Origin of the sequence: Psychrobacter fjordensis (assembly GCF_904845995.1) — a bacterium.
GTDB classification, from domain to species: domain Bacteria; phylum Pseudomonadota; class Gammaproteobacteria; order Pseudomonadales; family Moraxellaceae; genus Psychrobacter; species Psychrobacter fjordensis.
The window spans coordinates 1035457-1050398 of sequence record NZ_CAJGYP010000002.1; the positions used below are offsets into that span (position 1 = coordinate 1035457).

10 protein-coding genes are annotated in these 14942 nt (G+C 44.2%); 4 read left to right on the forward strand and 6 right to left on the reverse strand.

Annotation, left to right across the window (positions count from 1 at the left end; genetic code table 11):
• Positions 1–234 precede the first annotated feature (234 nt).
• The 4 genes from JMW61_RS12725 to JMW61_RS12740 form a co-directional block, all read right to left on the reverse strand.
• On the reverse strand, positions 235–1596 hold the full coding sequence (locus JMW61_RS12725; protein WP_265090124.1) for a uracil-xanthine permease family protein: 1362 nt from the start codon (positions 1594–1596) through the stop codon (positions 235–237).
• A gap of 370 nt (positions 1597–1966) precedes the next feature.
• On the reverse strand, positions 1967–2656 hold the full coding sequence (locus JMW61_RS12730; protein ID WP_201551760.1) for a 1-pyrroline-5-carboxylate dehydrogenase: 690 nt from the start codon (positions 2654–2656) through the stop codon (positions 1967–1969).
• A gap of 11 nt (positions 2657–2667) precedes the next feature.
• On the reverse strand, positions 2668–5919 hold the full coding sequence (putA, locus tag JMW61_RS12735; protein ID WP_201551761.1) for a bifunctional proline dehydrogenase/L-glutamate gamma-semialdehyde dehydrogenase PutA: 3252 nt from the start codon (positions 5917–5919) through the stop codon (positions 2668–2670).
• 774 nt (positions 5920–6693) lie between these two features.
• Positions 6694–7989: an NCS2 family permease gene (locus JMW61_RS12740; protein ID WP_194197501.1), complete on the reverse strand. Its 1296-nt coding sequence runs from the start codon at positions 7987–7989 to the stop codon at positions 6694–6696.
• Positions 7990–8476: 487 nt separating this feature from the next.
• Here JMW61_RS12740 and tolQ point away from each other — a divergent pair, with 487 nt between their 5' ends.
• The 4 genes from tolQ (at position 8477) to JMW61_RS12760 (ending at position 12166) form a co-directional block, all read left to right on the forward strand.
• Positions 8477–9190, forward strand: a complete 714-nt coding sequence (gene tolQ, locus JMW61_RS12745; protein WP_201551762.1) for a protein TolQ — start codon at positions 8477–8479, stop codon at positions 9188–9190.
• A 13-nt stretch (positions 9191–9203) separates the two neighbouring features.
• Entirely contained in the window at positions 9204–9662 is a 459-nt protein-coding gene (gene tolR / locus JMW61_RS12750) for a protein TolR (protein WP_201551763.1), read from the forward strand.
• A gap of 72 nt (positions 9663–9734) precedes the next feature.
• Positions 9735–10715, forward strand: coding sequence for an energy transducer TonB (locus JMW61_RS12755; protein WP_227687467.1), 981 nt, complete (start codon positions 9735–9737; stop codon positions 10713–10715).
• Between the two features lie 254 nt (positions 10716–10969).
• On the forward strand, positions 10970–12166 hold the full coding sequence (locus tag JMW61_RS12760; RefSeq protein WP_227687468.1) for a translocation protein TolB: 1197 nt from the start codon (positions 10970–10972) through the stop codon (positions 12164–12166).
• 332 nt (positions 12167–12498) lie between these two features.
• Here the strand turns inward: JMW61_RS12760 and JMW61_RS12765 are convergent, their stop codons facing one another.
• Positions 12499–13161 carry a cytochrome c gene (locus JMW61_RS12765; RefSeq protein ID WP_201551765.1) on the reverse strand — a complete coding sequence of 221 codons (663 nt, stop codon included), beginning with the start codon at positions 13159–13161 and terminating at the stop codon, positions 12499–12501.
• 30 nt (positions 13162–13191) lie between these two features.
• Positions 13192–14793 (reverse strand): flavin monoamine oxidase family protein, encoded by a 1602-nt coding sequence (locus JMW61_RS12770; RefSeq protein WP_201551766.1) that lies wholly within the window; start codon positions 14791–14793, stop codon positions 13192–13194.
• Positions 14794–14942 lie beyond the last annotated feature (149 nt).

The following is a 14942-nucleotide window of genomic DNA, read 5'->3' on the forward strand; positions in this document are numbered from 1 at the left end:
TTATAAAATTAGGCAGCTCAGATAAACCACCAACATAAATATCTACTAAATCGCTCAAAACAATCAATCTATATTTAATAAACCTTAAACAATAATGGCATTTAATAATACTTTCTGGCTAGATAGTTAATTCATTTTAAAAGAGCGTCAAGGCAACCGAGTACAGATGTAACTGTGATACTTCAAGCAAGGTTAACGCTGTAGCTCTTTTATAAAGGATTGACTATATTTTTATTATATATCAGCGTCCTGAGTATCCACTGGTAAAAACAAACTTAATGTAATGGCTGTGATAGCACCGATTGCTACAGGTGATATCAGCACGTTACGTATCAATTCAGGCACATGTGATAGCACTTCAGGCACCATAGACACACCGATTCCCATTCCGACAGAAGTCGCGACAATCAACATATCGCGACGGTCGAGCTTGGCAGTCGACAATACCTTGATACCAGCCACCGCTACTGTGCCAAACATCACCAAGGTTGCACCGCCTAGTACTGGCTGAGGCATGGTTTGTAATAAGGCGCCAAAGATAGGAAACATCCCAATGATAATCATCAGCGCTGCAATATAAATCCCGACATGGCGACTGGCAACTCCGGTAAGCGCTATAACGCCATTATTTTGACTAAAAGTCGTCGACGGCATACTGTTTAAAGTCGCGGCAATCATAGAGTTCACACCATCTGCCAATACCCCACCTTGAATGCGATTGAGATAGACAGGTCCTGTGACAGGCTCTTTTGACACCACGGCATTTGCCGTTAAATCGCCTGTCGTCTCAAGCGCACTTACACAATACAGAATGGCTAATGGAATAAAGGCGGCGATATCAAATTGAAAACCAAATCTAAAGGGGATAGGAACTGTTACGAAGCCAACATTACTCAGTGAAGAAAAATCCAACCTGCCCATAAAAAAGGCGGCTAGCATACCTAAAACTAAAGCAATAACAATCGAGGAAAGTCTTAACAAGGGATTTTTTGAGCGGTTAAAAACAATCACTGATACCAGTACAACCATACCTAAAAACAGATTCTGTAAGCTACCAAAATCTTCGGCACCAAAGCCACCTGCAATATCAGTCATGGCCACTTCGATCAAAGGAACACCAATGAGAATAATAATAGTACCAGTGACAACAGGCGTAAATATTCTTTTTAATTTATGAATAAAACGACTCAGTACAACTTCGACAAAGGCAGCGCAAAAACTAACCCCAAAGATGGTGGCCAAAATATCTTCTGGTGAACCACCACGTCCTTTTACAATCAGGCCAGCAGAAATAATCGCAGTCAAAAAAGCAAAGCTAGTCCCTTGTAAACTTAACATGCCAGCACCTACGGGACCTATTTTTTTACATTGAATATAAGTACCAATACCAGAGGAGATTAGAGCACAGCTAATCAAATAAGGAACATATTCACCCAACCCCAAAGTCCCAGCGACAATCAAAGTGGGTGTAACAATAGCAACGATGCTGGCTAATAGGTGTTGTAAAGCCGCGAAGCTTGCTGGCCAAAAACTAGGATTGTCATTGAGCTGATACATCAACTCGCTGTTTTTTTGAGACTCTATAGATTCAGGCACTGTTAATCATCCTTGATTAATATATTTTTAAGTCTACTAACACTTCTTGATAACAGGTGCCGGCAGCCTCGCTAATAGTTTCGGTCTGAGTGATTTGGTGTTAGTGATAACACCGATTTGAAAGATGACCATTTGGTCAGGTTTTATGATGATATCACTACTGCTGTTTGCCGACAAGCGATAAAATAGCGTTCATAAGTCATAAGATTTTAAGTATTCACCGTCTAAAATATGAAATACTTGAAAAGCAGCCATAAAAAAAACGGTCAATGCTTATTTTCTAAGAGTTTTGAAGCTCTTGAAAATAAACATTAACCGTTATTGGAACGATGCTAAATAGCGTCTTGCTACCTAGCACATTTAATTTTTCTTATGTACCAAGCTCAAGTAAGCTTGCATTACCACCGATAGCGGTGGTATTGATTGTTTTAACACGCTCAGTGACAAAACGATGCAGATAATCAGGCGTTAACATCTCTGATAAGCCTTCCATATCCGTTACGCTAATGACTTGAGTCAAAATACCATCAGTATTAGCCAGCTCTTGGCTGATTGTCTGTACATCAGCTCGGCTACCAGACACTGCCACTTGTGCAAGACGATCGATATACAACAAAGTAATGGTCTGTGAGTCATTAGCAACGCTCAACACATCTTCGCTAATGCCCGTTTCATAAAGCACTTTTGCTGCTTCAACACACATCTCATCTTGGCTTGGACAATGCAATATGACTTCATTGCCTGTCAATAGTGCTGCAATCAGCTGGCCTAGTACGGCCATTGCACGGGCAGATTCACCGCCCACCACCATCGTCTTACCGCGACCAGTGACGTACAAATCGTTTGATTCGCCAGTGGCACCAACCATACGATGTATCTCATCCAAACTAGGTGCTGCACTCAATAGATGATTGAATAAGCGCTTGGCTTTGTTGGCATCACCAGTTAGCAGCGCCAGCTTTGGAATGGCTGCCTGTAGATAGGTTGCACGGTTTACTGCACCCAGTAATCTCCAAGACTCACAGACCTGTGCATGATTTTTTTTGAATTCAGTCGCCATGATGCTACTCCTTATGCAAGTTCTGTTTGAGTGGTGGTTTGGGCTTGGCTAGTGCTAGCCTCGATAGCAGTCGCTGGCTCTGAGACTAGCTGCATGAGGCGTGATACGTAGTGTGGACCACCCGCTTTAGGGCCAGTACCAGACAGACCACAGCCACCAAATGGCTGGACGTTGACCACGGCACCAATCTGGTTACGGTTAATATAGGTATTGCCGACAAACGCGCGACGCTCGATGTTCTCAGTGGTGGTTTCGATACGACTGTGGATACCCAAAGTCAAACCAAAACCTGTCGCATTAATCGCATCAATCAGCTTGTTTAAATCACGAGCTTGGTAACGCAGTACATGCAAAATCGGGCCAAAGTGCTCACCGCCGATGACATCGATGCTTTTGACTTCAATCGCCGTTGGCAATACAAACGTAGACTGATCTTGGCTCACGACCGAGGTTGAGTTCATTGGTGTCTGTGCCAAAATCGTCGCGGTTGGCTCGGCTTCCATACGCGCGATATGCGCCTCTAGACCTTGCTTGGCATCCGCATCAATCACTGGGCCCACATCGGTGGCTGCATAAAGTGGATTACCAACAGACAATTCTGCCATGTTACCTTGTAGTAGCTCGATCAAATCATCTGCCATCTCTTCTTGCACGCACAAGATACGGCAAGCTGAACAACGTTGACCCGCTGAGCCAAATGCTGATAATACCGCGTCTCTAACAACCTGCTCTGGCAATGCCGTTGAATCAACGATCATCGCGTTCTGACCACCCGTTTCTGCAATAAATACTGGCAGCTCACCGCTGGCTTGGGCATGGTCGTTTAGGCTTTGATTGATACGCTGCGCGGTTTGAGTAGAACCAGTAAAGATCACACCTGCGATGTTGTCAGCTGCCGTCAATGCGCCGCCCACATCACCTGCACCAGTGACCAATTGCAGAGCCGCTGCTGGAATACCCGCTTGATACATTAATTGTGCAGCAAAGTGCGCAATCAAACTGGTTTGTTCAGCGGGTTTGGCCACTACCGTATTACCTGCAGCCAGTGCCGCCACGATTTGACCGGTGTAGATTGCCAATGGGAAGTTCCATGGACTGATACAGACAAAAGTCCCACGTGCTTTGTAGACTTGACGGGCTTGTTTACCAGACAAATCAGTAAACTCATAAGCAGTCACGTCTAAACGCTCGGCTTCGTCTGCATAAAAACGGCAGAAATCAACCGCTTCTTTGATCTCATCAATACCATCTTGCAGGGTCTTGCCCGCTTCAACTTGGCACAGTGCCATCAATTCAGCATAGTTCTCTTCGTATAGCTCTGCAATCTTACGCAAGATCTCAGCACGCTTTTCAGCTGATACATTTTGCCACTCGTTTTGACCAGCAACAGCAGCATCGATGGCTTGGCGAGCCAATTGAGCGTTGGCGTATTTTACTTCACCAGCACTCACTTCATGGTTCCAAGGTGCACGTACTGTCTGAGCATCCAGCTGATGCGTTGTGCCATCGACTTCGTAATCATTAACGGCTTTGCCATTGATGATAGGTGTCGCTGTCCAAGACTTGTTTAAGTAGCCATCGATAGCCGCTGTAAACGGAGCCCACTGCGAGTCAATAAAGATATTAGGACCAAAACTGGCACGACGTTCGCCATAGATTCCTGATGGCAATGGGATATCTGGGTTGTTCAACGTGGCATTGGCCAGCAGCTTGTCATATGGATGCACAGTTAGCTTATCGATAGGATAAGATTTGTCTAGTAACTGATGGACAAACGAGCTGTTTGCGCCGTTCTCAAGCAAACGACGTACCAAGTACGGTAGCAAGTCTTTATGCGCGCCTACTGGTGCATAGATACGTACTGGAATCTGATAAGCATCTAAAATATGGTCGTAAAGTGCATCACCCATGCCATGCAGACGCTGGAACTCAAAGTCTCTGTGCGCGCTCATCGTAATGATTGACGCTAGCGTATGGGCATTATGAGTGGCAAACTGTGGCCAGATTAGCCCGCGCAGATGATCTGATAATAAGAAACGCGCACAAGCGAGATAGGCGGTATCCGTGCCTTCTTTACGAGTCCATACAGGATAACCTGATAGACCTTTTTGCTGTGCCAGTTTGATCTCTGTATCCCAATAAGCGCCTTTTACCAAGCGTACTGGGATGCGGTCGCCTACTTCACTTGAGAGACAAGCCAACCAAGCGAGGACTGCGATAGCGCGTTTAGAGTAACCCTGTACAACGATACCCAAACCATCCCAGCCAGCCGTCAAGTTATCACGGTATAGAGACTCAAACAGTTTTAGAGAAATCTCAAGACGATCTGCTTCTTCAGCATCAATACTCAGATCAACATTGACCTCACGTGCCGCTTCAATAAGCAACATGCAGCGTTGACGCAGCAGTCCCATGACTTGCGTTTCTTGCGTGGCTTCATAGCGAGGATGCAGTGCTGATAGCTTGATAGACACCGATGGCTTTGGCATGCCGTCTTTGACTTTAATGCTCGCAGTGGCTTTGATGGCATGCAGATAATCGTTGAAATATTTTTCAGCATCTCTATGCGTGATGGCCGCTTCACCTAGCATATCAAATGAGTAGGTGTAACCTCTATTGCGATATGGTTGGCTGTTTTTATTGGCGTCTTCAATGGTTTCGCCCAATACGAACTGATGCCCCATGATACGCATGGCTTTTTGCATCGCACTACGAATGACAGGCTCGCCCATCTTTTTGGTCATACGGTCTAAGAAACCTGATGCCGTTGTGCTGCTATCAATGCTCACGACGCGGCCCGTCATCATCATGCCCCAAGTAGATGCATTGACCATAAAGCCGTTGTCATTTTTGATGTGCTTTTTCCAATCAGCCACACTCATTTTGTCATGAATCAAGGCATCAGCCGTATAGTTATCTGGCACACGAATCAACGCTTCTGCCAAGCTCATGAGCAAGATACCTTCTTGGGTATCAAGGCTATACTCAAGCAATAATGAGTCAACCATTTTGACGGCTTTGCCGTCATTACGCACATGCTCGACCAATTTACGCGTTTGCTCAGCAGCAGCATCGCGCTCTTCATCACTAGGTTTGGCAAGTGGTAACAGCTCAGACAACCAACGCACTTCATCCACACTATATAGCGGTGAAATACGGGTATGTAGCGTTTCTAATGACTGGGTAAGATATGCCGGCTTCAGCAAATCAACAGCAGAAAACAAGATAGGCTCTTGCGGGGTAAACTGGTCTACTGGGTTCATAATAACTCCATAACTATCGTTTAAAAACCATAATAAATGGTGCTTTAGGAAGTCTGATCGTTCTGTGTGACGGCTCACAACCGCTATCAAATTGAATAGTGGTTATTAACGGATACTCACAGTAATAATCAAAAGACCAAACGGCGCCATCACAAAACTAAAAATCCAGCAGAGGCTGGAGACGGTTAAGTAGGTCGTTCGACTGTTAAACGGGCTACGCTAACAATACAAAGGCAACAACGCAAAGCTAAGCGGCATTAGTGCCTTCTTCTTGTTAGTAGTGAAAGGAGTATGATGGTCAGATACCAGTTTATCGAAACGACATATGGTCGCTTTAATAAACACCAATCTATCATCTTAGGTGACGCTAATTCACTGTAAGAAAAACCTCTACGGCGTTGATTGAGGTGATGCGCTTAACGTGGCTATAATATCATGAAAAAAAATTTCGAACTAACGATTTTTTTTATTTTTATTGATAAATAACTCTTTATATAACAATAGCTTATGTAGATATTTCTGACCATGACGCTTTGGTTATGTTTTTTTGTTTACTATTGCCGATTGATTGTCGTTACAGCGCTAGATATCAGTATCAAAAATACTAGCGCGTGCCTTCAATTCACGCGATAGTCATCTCAATGGGCTAACACTCGGTATAGCACTTATACCAAAAAAACCCCTCCTTATCTATACCAGATAAGGAGGGGTTTTTATTGCAAGCTAAGCTAAAACTGTATCGTTTAGCAAAGACTGATGGCTGGCTTTAAACCGTTAAACAAAGACAATTTTTGCCAATAGTACGAAAGTCAATATCCATACTGGAATACTAATGTCAGAAAACTTACCCGTCAATGCTTTGGTCGCCGTATAAGTGATAAAACCAAGTGCGATACCATCTGCGATAGAGTAAGTCAGTGGGGTAAATAATAATACGACAACGACTGGCGCTGCTTGAGTCAAGTCAGACCACTCTACGTCTTTTAGAGTGCCTAACATCAATACCGCCACATAAAATATCGCGCCTGCTGTTGCATAAGCAGGAATCATACTGGCCAATGGCGCAAAGAATATACTAAGCAAAAATAGCACGCCGACAGTCACAGCGACCAATCCAGTACGACCACCTGCAGCAATACCTGAAACGCTTTCGATATAACTGGTTGTCGATGACGTACCAAGTAAAGTCCCTGCTACTGTCGCAGTAGAATCTGCAAACATCGCTTTACCCATGTTCTTAACTTTACCATCTTTATCTACCAAGCCTGCCTGTTGCGTGGTTGCAATCAACGTACCTGCTGTATCGAATAAATCGACGAATAAGAAAGCAAAGATAACGCTGATCATGCTCACATCAAACGCGCCAGCAATATCAAGCTGCATGAATGTAGGTACAATCGATGGCGGTGCAGAGACAATACCGGTGAAATGCGTATTGCCAGTTAATAAGCTGACCAAAGCCACAAGCAAGATACCAATAGTCACCGCACCAGGGACTTTCTTATAAGACAAAGCGAGAATAACAATAAACCCAACAGCAGCCATCGCCGGTCCAAAGCTTGTCATATCACCTAAGCCAACCAACGTAGCGTCATGATTGACGATGACGCCTGAGCTTTGTAATGCAATGAACGCTAGAAATGCACCAATACCAGCGACCACGCCCTGCTTGAGCGACACGGGAATAGAATTGATGATCATTTCGCGAATTTTGAACAGACTCAACAGCACAAAGATACAACCAGACAAGAACACCGCGCCAAGCGCAACTTGCCATGTATACCCCATACCAAGTACCACGCCGTAAGTAAAGAAGGCGTTAAGACCCATGCCAGGAGCCTGAGCAACAGGTAAACGAGCATAAAGCCCCATGATCAAACACCCGATTGCTGCTGCCAAACAAGTAGCAACAAACACAGCGCCTTTATCCATGCCAGCATCTGCTAGCACGTTGGGGTTAACAAAGATAATATAGGCCATCGTTAAAAAAGTGGTCAAGCCAGCAAGAATTTCAGTTCTTACCGTGGTGTTTTCACCGTTAATCCCAAAATAGCGTTCGATTGCATTCATAAGTGTCGCGCCCAGCTTGCTAGTGAAAGAACAAATTTATTAATGCCTAAAGTAAACATAACGTCAGCAGACAAATCATGACGTCATCTATAGAAAGGCAGCAGTAACGAAGTGTAACATTCTAGAGAAATTACACTATAAATTCAATCACTACCAGTACCCGAGGCGTACAAACACGATTTCTCTTGCTACTTAGAAATCATATTTAGACAAGATTTTAGATAAATACAGAACATGTTCAGGATATCTATCGATAGATACATCAGCAGAATTTATCCTTTCGATAAAAAAACATAGATAAGCATCTATTAATTATTTGGTATTTAACACTTTATTAAATGACCTTTCCTTCATTTAGCAGTACACTAGGCGGTTAATATAAGTGTGCAGAATTATTGCTCCATCATGTTTTTATGTTATCGAATACCCTATTTGGCCTGCGTATTGCACCATGCCAGCTCTTGTCCATTATCCGTGAGTTCATTACATGCCTGAGTCATTAAATATTATTGATCTTATTACCCAAGCCAGTCTATTGGTGCAGATTGTGATGGCACTATTATTATTAGCGTCTTTATTCAGTTGGATCATTATTTTTCGTATGAGTGCGCGGCTTGGTACGGCTCAAAGTTTCGATCAACAGTTTGAAACTTGGTTTTGGTCAGGTGAAGATCTAGCCAAACTATATCAAGGTGTGCAAGGCTCACCTGAACGCCAAGGACTTGAGCAGATTTTTTATGTTGGGTTTTCAGAGTACCTAAGAATGCATAAAAAGCGCCAGCCTAAAGATGACATTATCGATGGCGTTGAGCGTAAGCTACGAGTTGGGCTAGGTCGTCAACAGCAACTGCTCGAGTCAGGGCTCACGACGTTGGCCAGTATCGGATCAGTGGCGCCTTATATCGGATTATTTGGTACAGTCTGGGGTATTATGAATGCCTTTTTAGGATTGTCGCAGACAGAACAGGCCACCCTAGCCTCTGTTGCACCTGGTATCGCCGAGGCATTAATCGCCACTGCCATGGGTCTATTTGCAGCGATTCCTGCTGTACTGGCTTACAATCACTTTACGGCAAAATCTAGCCGCTTATATGACTCGCGGGCGCTGTTCTGTGATGAGATGACTGGCATGCTCCAACGTGAGACCAGTGCAGCAAATCCTGTCAGCAGAGAAACGCAATCTACTACCAATCAAGCATAAGGACGATGAAGCCATGAAGCAAAGTCCCTATCGCCGTGAAAAGAAAGCGCTAAATGCGGAGATGAATGTCGTTCCTTACATCGATGTGATGCTGGTGTTGCTGGTCATATTTATGGTGACTGCGCCGATGTTGATTACGGGTGTTGATGTCGATCTGCCAAAAGAGCAAACCAACACCATGAGCCAAAGCCAGCTACCGGTGATCGTATCTCTAACTGGTAATGGAGAGATTTTTATCAGTTACGAAAGTAATGTCGATTTGCCCGTGAGCGAACCTGAACTGATTAACACCTTGTCTAATTTGCAGACTCAAAACAGTGATGTCGGAGCGTCACCAGTACAGGTGATGATAAATGCCGACCAAAACAATCAATATGGTGCAATCATGACGCTAATGGCGACGTTGCAACAAGCCGGTATTCAAAAGGTAGGACTACTAACAGGCGCTCCTCTACCCACGCCTTCACTGTAATAAACAGATTAATAAGCACCACATTCGATCAAGCTTATAATTGAATCGTAGTCAACCCAATGAACCACGTTCATGAGTATAAATATTATGCATAATGCTCCTGCCGTCTATGTGCCTACCCAACCTGAAGGCAATGGGCTGACCTTGCCTACGCTACTCAGTTTACTCGCACATGGCCTTGTGATTGGCCTGCTCGTTTATAACTATCAACACACTGAAGTAGACATGACTGGTAGTATCGAAACGGTCATGGTATCACCTGAGCAGCTGGCTGATATGCAAGGTCAGATACTGGCCAATCGTGCTGCCGCGCAAGCAGCCAGTGCGAATAGTAGTGCAGCGGCATTCACGCAAGCAGATGCGTCTAACAGTAACGATGCCAGTCAAAACAGCACCCAATCAAGCTCTCAGCAAGTACCTAGTTTTAGCCGCCCCGATGATACTACTGGTCGCCCCTTACTCATGAGCGAAGAGCATCATCAACGCTTACTTGAACAAAATAGAGAGTATGAGCAGCGGATGGCTGAATGGGCAGAGGAATTAGATGAATCAGTGACAGAAAAGCACGATGCGATTGAGCAAGACAAAAGAGATGAGCAAGTAGAAGAGCAACAAAGGCTCCAAGAGTATCGTAATAAGCCAAATGACTCTCTCAAAATCAATCGCCCCACTGCTACTGATAAGAATATAAAAATTAATGCAGGTAGCTCAGGCAAAGCATTCAGCTTATCAGAAGATGGACAGCCGACCATATCTGGAAGTACGCCCAGTCAGTCTGGTAGCCCAACTCGTTCTACGGGTCAATTCGAAAGCACTATATTAAGTGAAATACAAAGCAAACTTGATACTCCAATTGAAACACAAGGGATGTCCACTTCACTATCTCTAACATTAGATAAAAAAGGCAATGTCAAGTCGGCAAAGGCTAGTGGTTCCAATGCTATTGTAAACCGAGCAGTAGAAAAAGCAGCTGTTGCTGCTAGCCCATTATCAATTGATTTAGACAACCCTGCAAGTTTTGCAAATCTAACAATTAACGTTACTATTAAATGATCTAAAGCCTTAGAGAGTTAATAATTAACTTCAATGTTGAATAAAATTTTAAAAAACAACCGCTGCTGTGATGGTAATATTAATATAAATAAATATTACACCTATACGACATATTAATTATTTCTACTTTAGGATATCCACCTATGAAGCTATCTACATCATCTGTCCTTCGTGTTACTTCAAGCCTACTTCTAGCAACTCCTTTTTTATCATTTCCTATATGCGTTTCTGCTGCTGAACCGATGGTACTTAATATGACCGTTACAGCACCAAGACAACAAAACCAAGCCGCTTTTGTTCCCTTCGCTGGTGACACCGTCATGTCTTCTATTATCCTAAATGACTTAGGTAAAACCGAGCTAAAAGTGACTAGCGAAAATTTGCCACAGCAACCGCATAGTAGCAACGAGTTAGCAGGTACACTACCCGTATGGCAAAGTATCGGTATTCCTTACCTAGTCGTCGGTAGCAGCAGTACCAATCGCGGTAAAGTGACCACCAACTATGAAGTCATTGAAGTAAAGTCAGGGCGAATACTAGCAGGCAAACAAAGTCTAACGGCTAATAACGATAAAGAAAGTATGCGTTATGCTGGCCACGTCATCGCAGATAAAGTATATGAGTTGATTACCGGGACGCCAGGAGATTTTTCAGGACGTATTGCTTATATTGAAGAGGAATTAAGCGGTAAAAATAAAGTCTCACGCCTAAAAATCATGGATGCTGATGGTGAAAATGCGAGAACACTTGCTGAAGTCAAAGGGTCTATCTTTTCACCCGCTTGGTCACCAGACGGTAAACGCATTGCATATTCTGTACAACGTGATCAGTCTTATCAAGTCATCTACGTACAAAACGTTGATGGCGGCGGCGCAACCGCATTAACGCCATTTTCTGGTAGTAACTTGAGTCCATCATTCTCACCAGATGGCAGCAAAATATTATTCTCTAGCAGCTTTGAAGGCAGTGCTGATATTTACGAGATAAGTGCCAGTGGTGGTCAACCTAAAAGACTCACTAGCTGGCCAAGCAGTGAAGTACAGCCAAGCTATGCGCCTGATGGTCAATCTTTTGTATTCGTCAGTGACCGCGCAGGTTTCAATAAGCCACAAATCTATCGTTATGAGTTTGGCTCAGGACGTACGACGAAGCTCTCAAATAGCGGTTATGCGACTAGCCCGCAGTTCAATAGCGATGGTTCACAAATTGCCTTTTTAAATGGCTCATCAGCCGCTATCATGAATAGCAATGGCGCAATAACGGCTAATTTGGGCAATACGGGCATTGATGAAGCACCGAGCTTTTCGCCTAACGGTAAGCGCGTAGTCTATGCTTCAAAACAAGGTGGTAAAGGTATTATTACAATAAAATCACTAAATGGTGGTGAGACGTTTGGCAAGTCTGGACAAGGTACTATTCGCTCACCAGTATGGTCAGCCAGTCCAAAGTAAATAATTCACTTGCTGTCTCTCTCAATCCATAAATCCTTGTATATAAAAAAGCGCCTAACTATCTGTTAAGCGCTTTTTTTGTTTTCTAAGAGCAGTAGTGAAGTAATTTGTATACTAGGGCGTGTCCTCAATTCAATCGATAGTTATCTAAATGGGTTAAAAATGGCAAAATCTTGCCAAATGGCGTCAACTAGCTGACTAATATCTCGATATTATCTGCGCTATTTTCCTTGTTTGACTGCGATTTATCTCATTTTTATCACCATTTTTAAAATGAGGACACGCCCTAGATATTTTTCTTTGATAGCCATTAGCTAAAAGTGTAAACAGCATTAATCATCACTCGGATCACCTGCTGGTGGGTTGTCATGACGCAGTTTTGCCACGTCTTCGGCCGTTACTGTCTCAGTAAAGCCATTCAAATCACTGACCACGTATTGAGTAACCGCAGCCATCTGCTCATCATTCATCATCCCATGAAATGACGGCATACCGCGAAAACCATTCATTAAGATATCAATGATGTAATACTTTGATTGCATCTTACTGTTATTAGCCAGTGGTGGATAATAACCTGCGCCGTAAGCACCCTCGCCTTTATGCATATGACAGGCGGCACAAGAGTCGTGATATAGCTTTTCACCATCTGTTGTCACAAATGTATTGGTGCCTTCAAACTTTGCTTCCCACTTAGTAATACTTGGGTCATTTTCCATATTGGGCAGTGCGCTGTCATCGACGATATTTGCAGAAGGTGTTGCAAGCTCCTCACGACTCATATGGACAGCACCCCAAGCACCTGTATTACGGCTGGCTTGATAAGCAGCAGGTTGCGTAGCCTTTTGTTCTTGTACACTGGCTATCGTTTTTGCGTCATCCGACCGCTGACTACAACCTAGCAGTGCCGCACTGCTCATCACACTCAGCAACATCACATTCAGCAGTTTGGGTGTCGTGCTTTTTATGACTGTCTTCTTCACGATTGCATTATCCATGATAGCCTCTGAATTTTATAGTTATTCGTATTAACCCAGCATTTTTGCTTTTTTGTGTAGGCGCTTTGCGGCATCCATACCAGATAGAATCGCGCCTTCCTGCCATGCTGGAATGTGTGAACAATGCTCGCCTGCCAGTACGATACGATTATCTATACTGCACAAGGTATCGTAATGCTGCCGACGGGTCGACTCATTCCAGATGCCATAGCAGCCGAGCGTCCATGGGATACGGTGCCAGACAACTGACGTACCTGCGCGAAATTCTTTGGGATACTGAGGATGGATATATTTACCATAGGCAAGTGCAACATTGATACGCTCTTTCGGCGTTAGGGTATTGAACTTATAAGATGTCGGGCCGTAACCATACGCGCCTAGCAACACCCCTGTTCCGTCTTTGAACATGTTTTGTGACGGATAGGCAATCTGAGCAATGGGCATGTCGGTATAAGTCAGACCACCAAATATCCACTCATCTTCTTCCCAAAATCGACGATTAAACTCTAAGCCAACTTTATAAGAGCTCTCATAAGGCACAGCGGCCATCGCCTGTTTCATAGGTTTTGAGACATTGATATCCATCTGCGTCAATATCGTTAGTGGGATATTACAGACGCACCAATCTGCACGGATGGTCTTAGTGGCACCATCTGGACTGTTGCTGTCGACATAATTGACCGTCACACCACTTTCGTCCTGATGGATTTTGGTCACTTTTGCATTAAACTCAATCATATCTCGGCATTCGCGGGTGAATGCGTCACCTATTTTACCCATACCGCCCACTGGCTGAAACATGGTTGGCTGATGCCCATAAGTCATATGATTGCTATAGATATCTGCCCACATACCCGAATCTAATATCTCACTGATAGGTAAAGGCTTGGATGGAGTCGCATCAGGCATCAAGCCGCCACCCGGAAACACACTAAAACCGCGATGCTTGCTGGTCTCATTGCTGGCACGGTAGCGATAGTCTTTATCGAGCACGCCCCAACCTTTTAAGCCTTCTAACAGTTTCTCTTTGTCTTCTTTATTCACAGAACGATCGAGAGCACCGACGTTAACGGACTTCGATAACAACTCCGCGACGTGACCTTGGATATCGTTTTTTACATCGCCCAAACGTTGGGGCACACCGCCAAAATGAGTGCTACGGTGCAGATACGCACGATCATTGGTCTGAATAAATGGCTGCAGCTCAACACCGAACTGTTTGCAATAATGGAAGATGGCATAGTGATGACTGGGCAAACGCCATGGCCCACCATTAAAATAATTGCCTTCTTCAAAATCACAGGTGACTTCTTCACCGCCAAGCTCTATATATTTATCACCGCTGTTCAATGTCCAGCTGCGACCACCGCCACGGTTCTGATATTCGAGAACCTTGACATCATAGCCTGCTTTACGTAACTCATAAGCCGCTGTCAGTCCACCAAGACCAGCACCGAGAACGACAATACTAGCGCCCAGAGGTGCACCTTTTAGATCCATGGTCTCTTTGAAACTCGACTCTGAAGCAAATCCTAATGTCGTCATTGCCTGATACATCGCCGTTGCACCCGCTGTCTTACCAATCATCGAGAGCAGTTGGCGCCGCGTTGGAGACTGAGGCATGTCTTTCATAATAAAGTCCTTAAAGTAGGCGTTCGTGCAAAACAGGAGGCATTGAGACGATGAATCAGCTTGGCTTAGTTTTTCATTTTGTTGTTTAAGCTGTCGTGCCTTACCGTGTTGCCTTTAACGCCTTTCTTGTCATAAGTATTTAAATCGTA

What these genes read in the sequence shown, in the direction of transcription:
- JMW61_RS12730 (WP_201551760.1), bottom strand. Translation starts at nt 2,656, where the DNA reads ATGGCGACTGAATTCAAAAAAAATCATGCACAGGTCTGTGAGTCTTGG.
- putA (WP_201551761.1), bottom strand. Translation starts at nt 5,919, where the DNA reads ATGAACCCAGTAGACCAGTTTACCCCGCAAGAGCCTATCTTGTTTTCT.
- JMW61_RS12740 (WP_194197501.1), bottom strand. Translation starts at nt 7,989, where the DNA reads ATGAATGCAATCGAACGCTATTTTGGGATTAACGGTGAAAACACCACG.
- tolQ (WP_201551762.1), top strand. Translation starts at nt 8,477, where the DNA reads ATGCCTGAGTCATTAAATATTATTGATCTTATTACCCAAGCCAGTCTA.
- tolR (WP_201551763.1), top strand. Translation starts at nt 9,204, where the DNA reads ATGAAGCAAAGTCCCTATCGCCGTGAAAAGAAAGCGCTAAATGCGGAG.
- JMW61_RS12755 (WP_227687467.1), top strand. Translation starts at nt 9,735, where the DNA reads ATGAGTATAAATATTATGCATAATGCTCCTGCCGTCTATGTGCCTACC.
- JMW61_RS12760 (WP_227687468.1), top strand. Translation starts at nt 10,970, where the DNA reads ATGACCGTTACAGCACCAAGACAACAAAACCAAGCCGCTTTTGTTCCC.
- JMW61_RS12765 (WP_201551765.1), bottom strand. Translation starts at nt 13,161, where the DNA reads ATGGATAATGCAATCGTGAAGAAGACAGTCATAAAAAGCACGACACCC.
- JMW61_RS12770 (WP_201551766.1), bottom strand. Translation starts at nt 14,793, where the DNA reads ATGAAAGACATGCCTCAGTCTCCAACGCGGCGCCAACTGCTCTCGATG.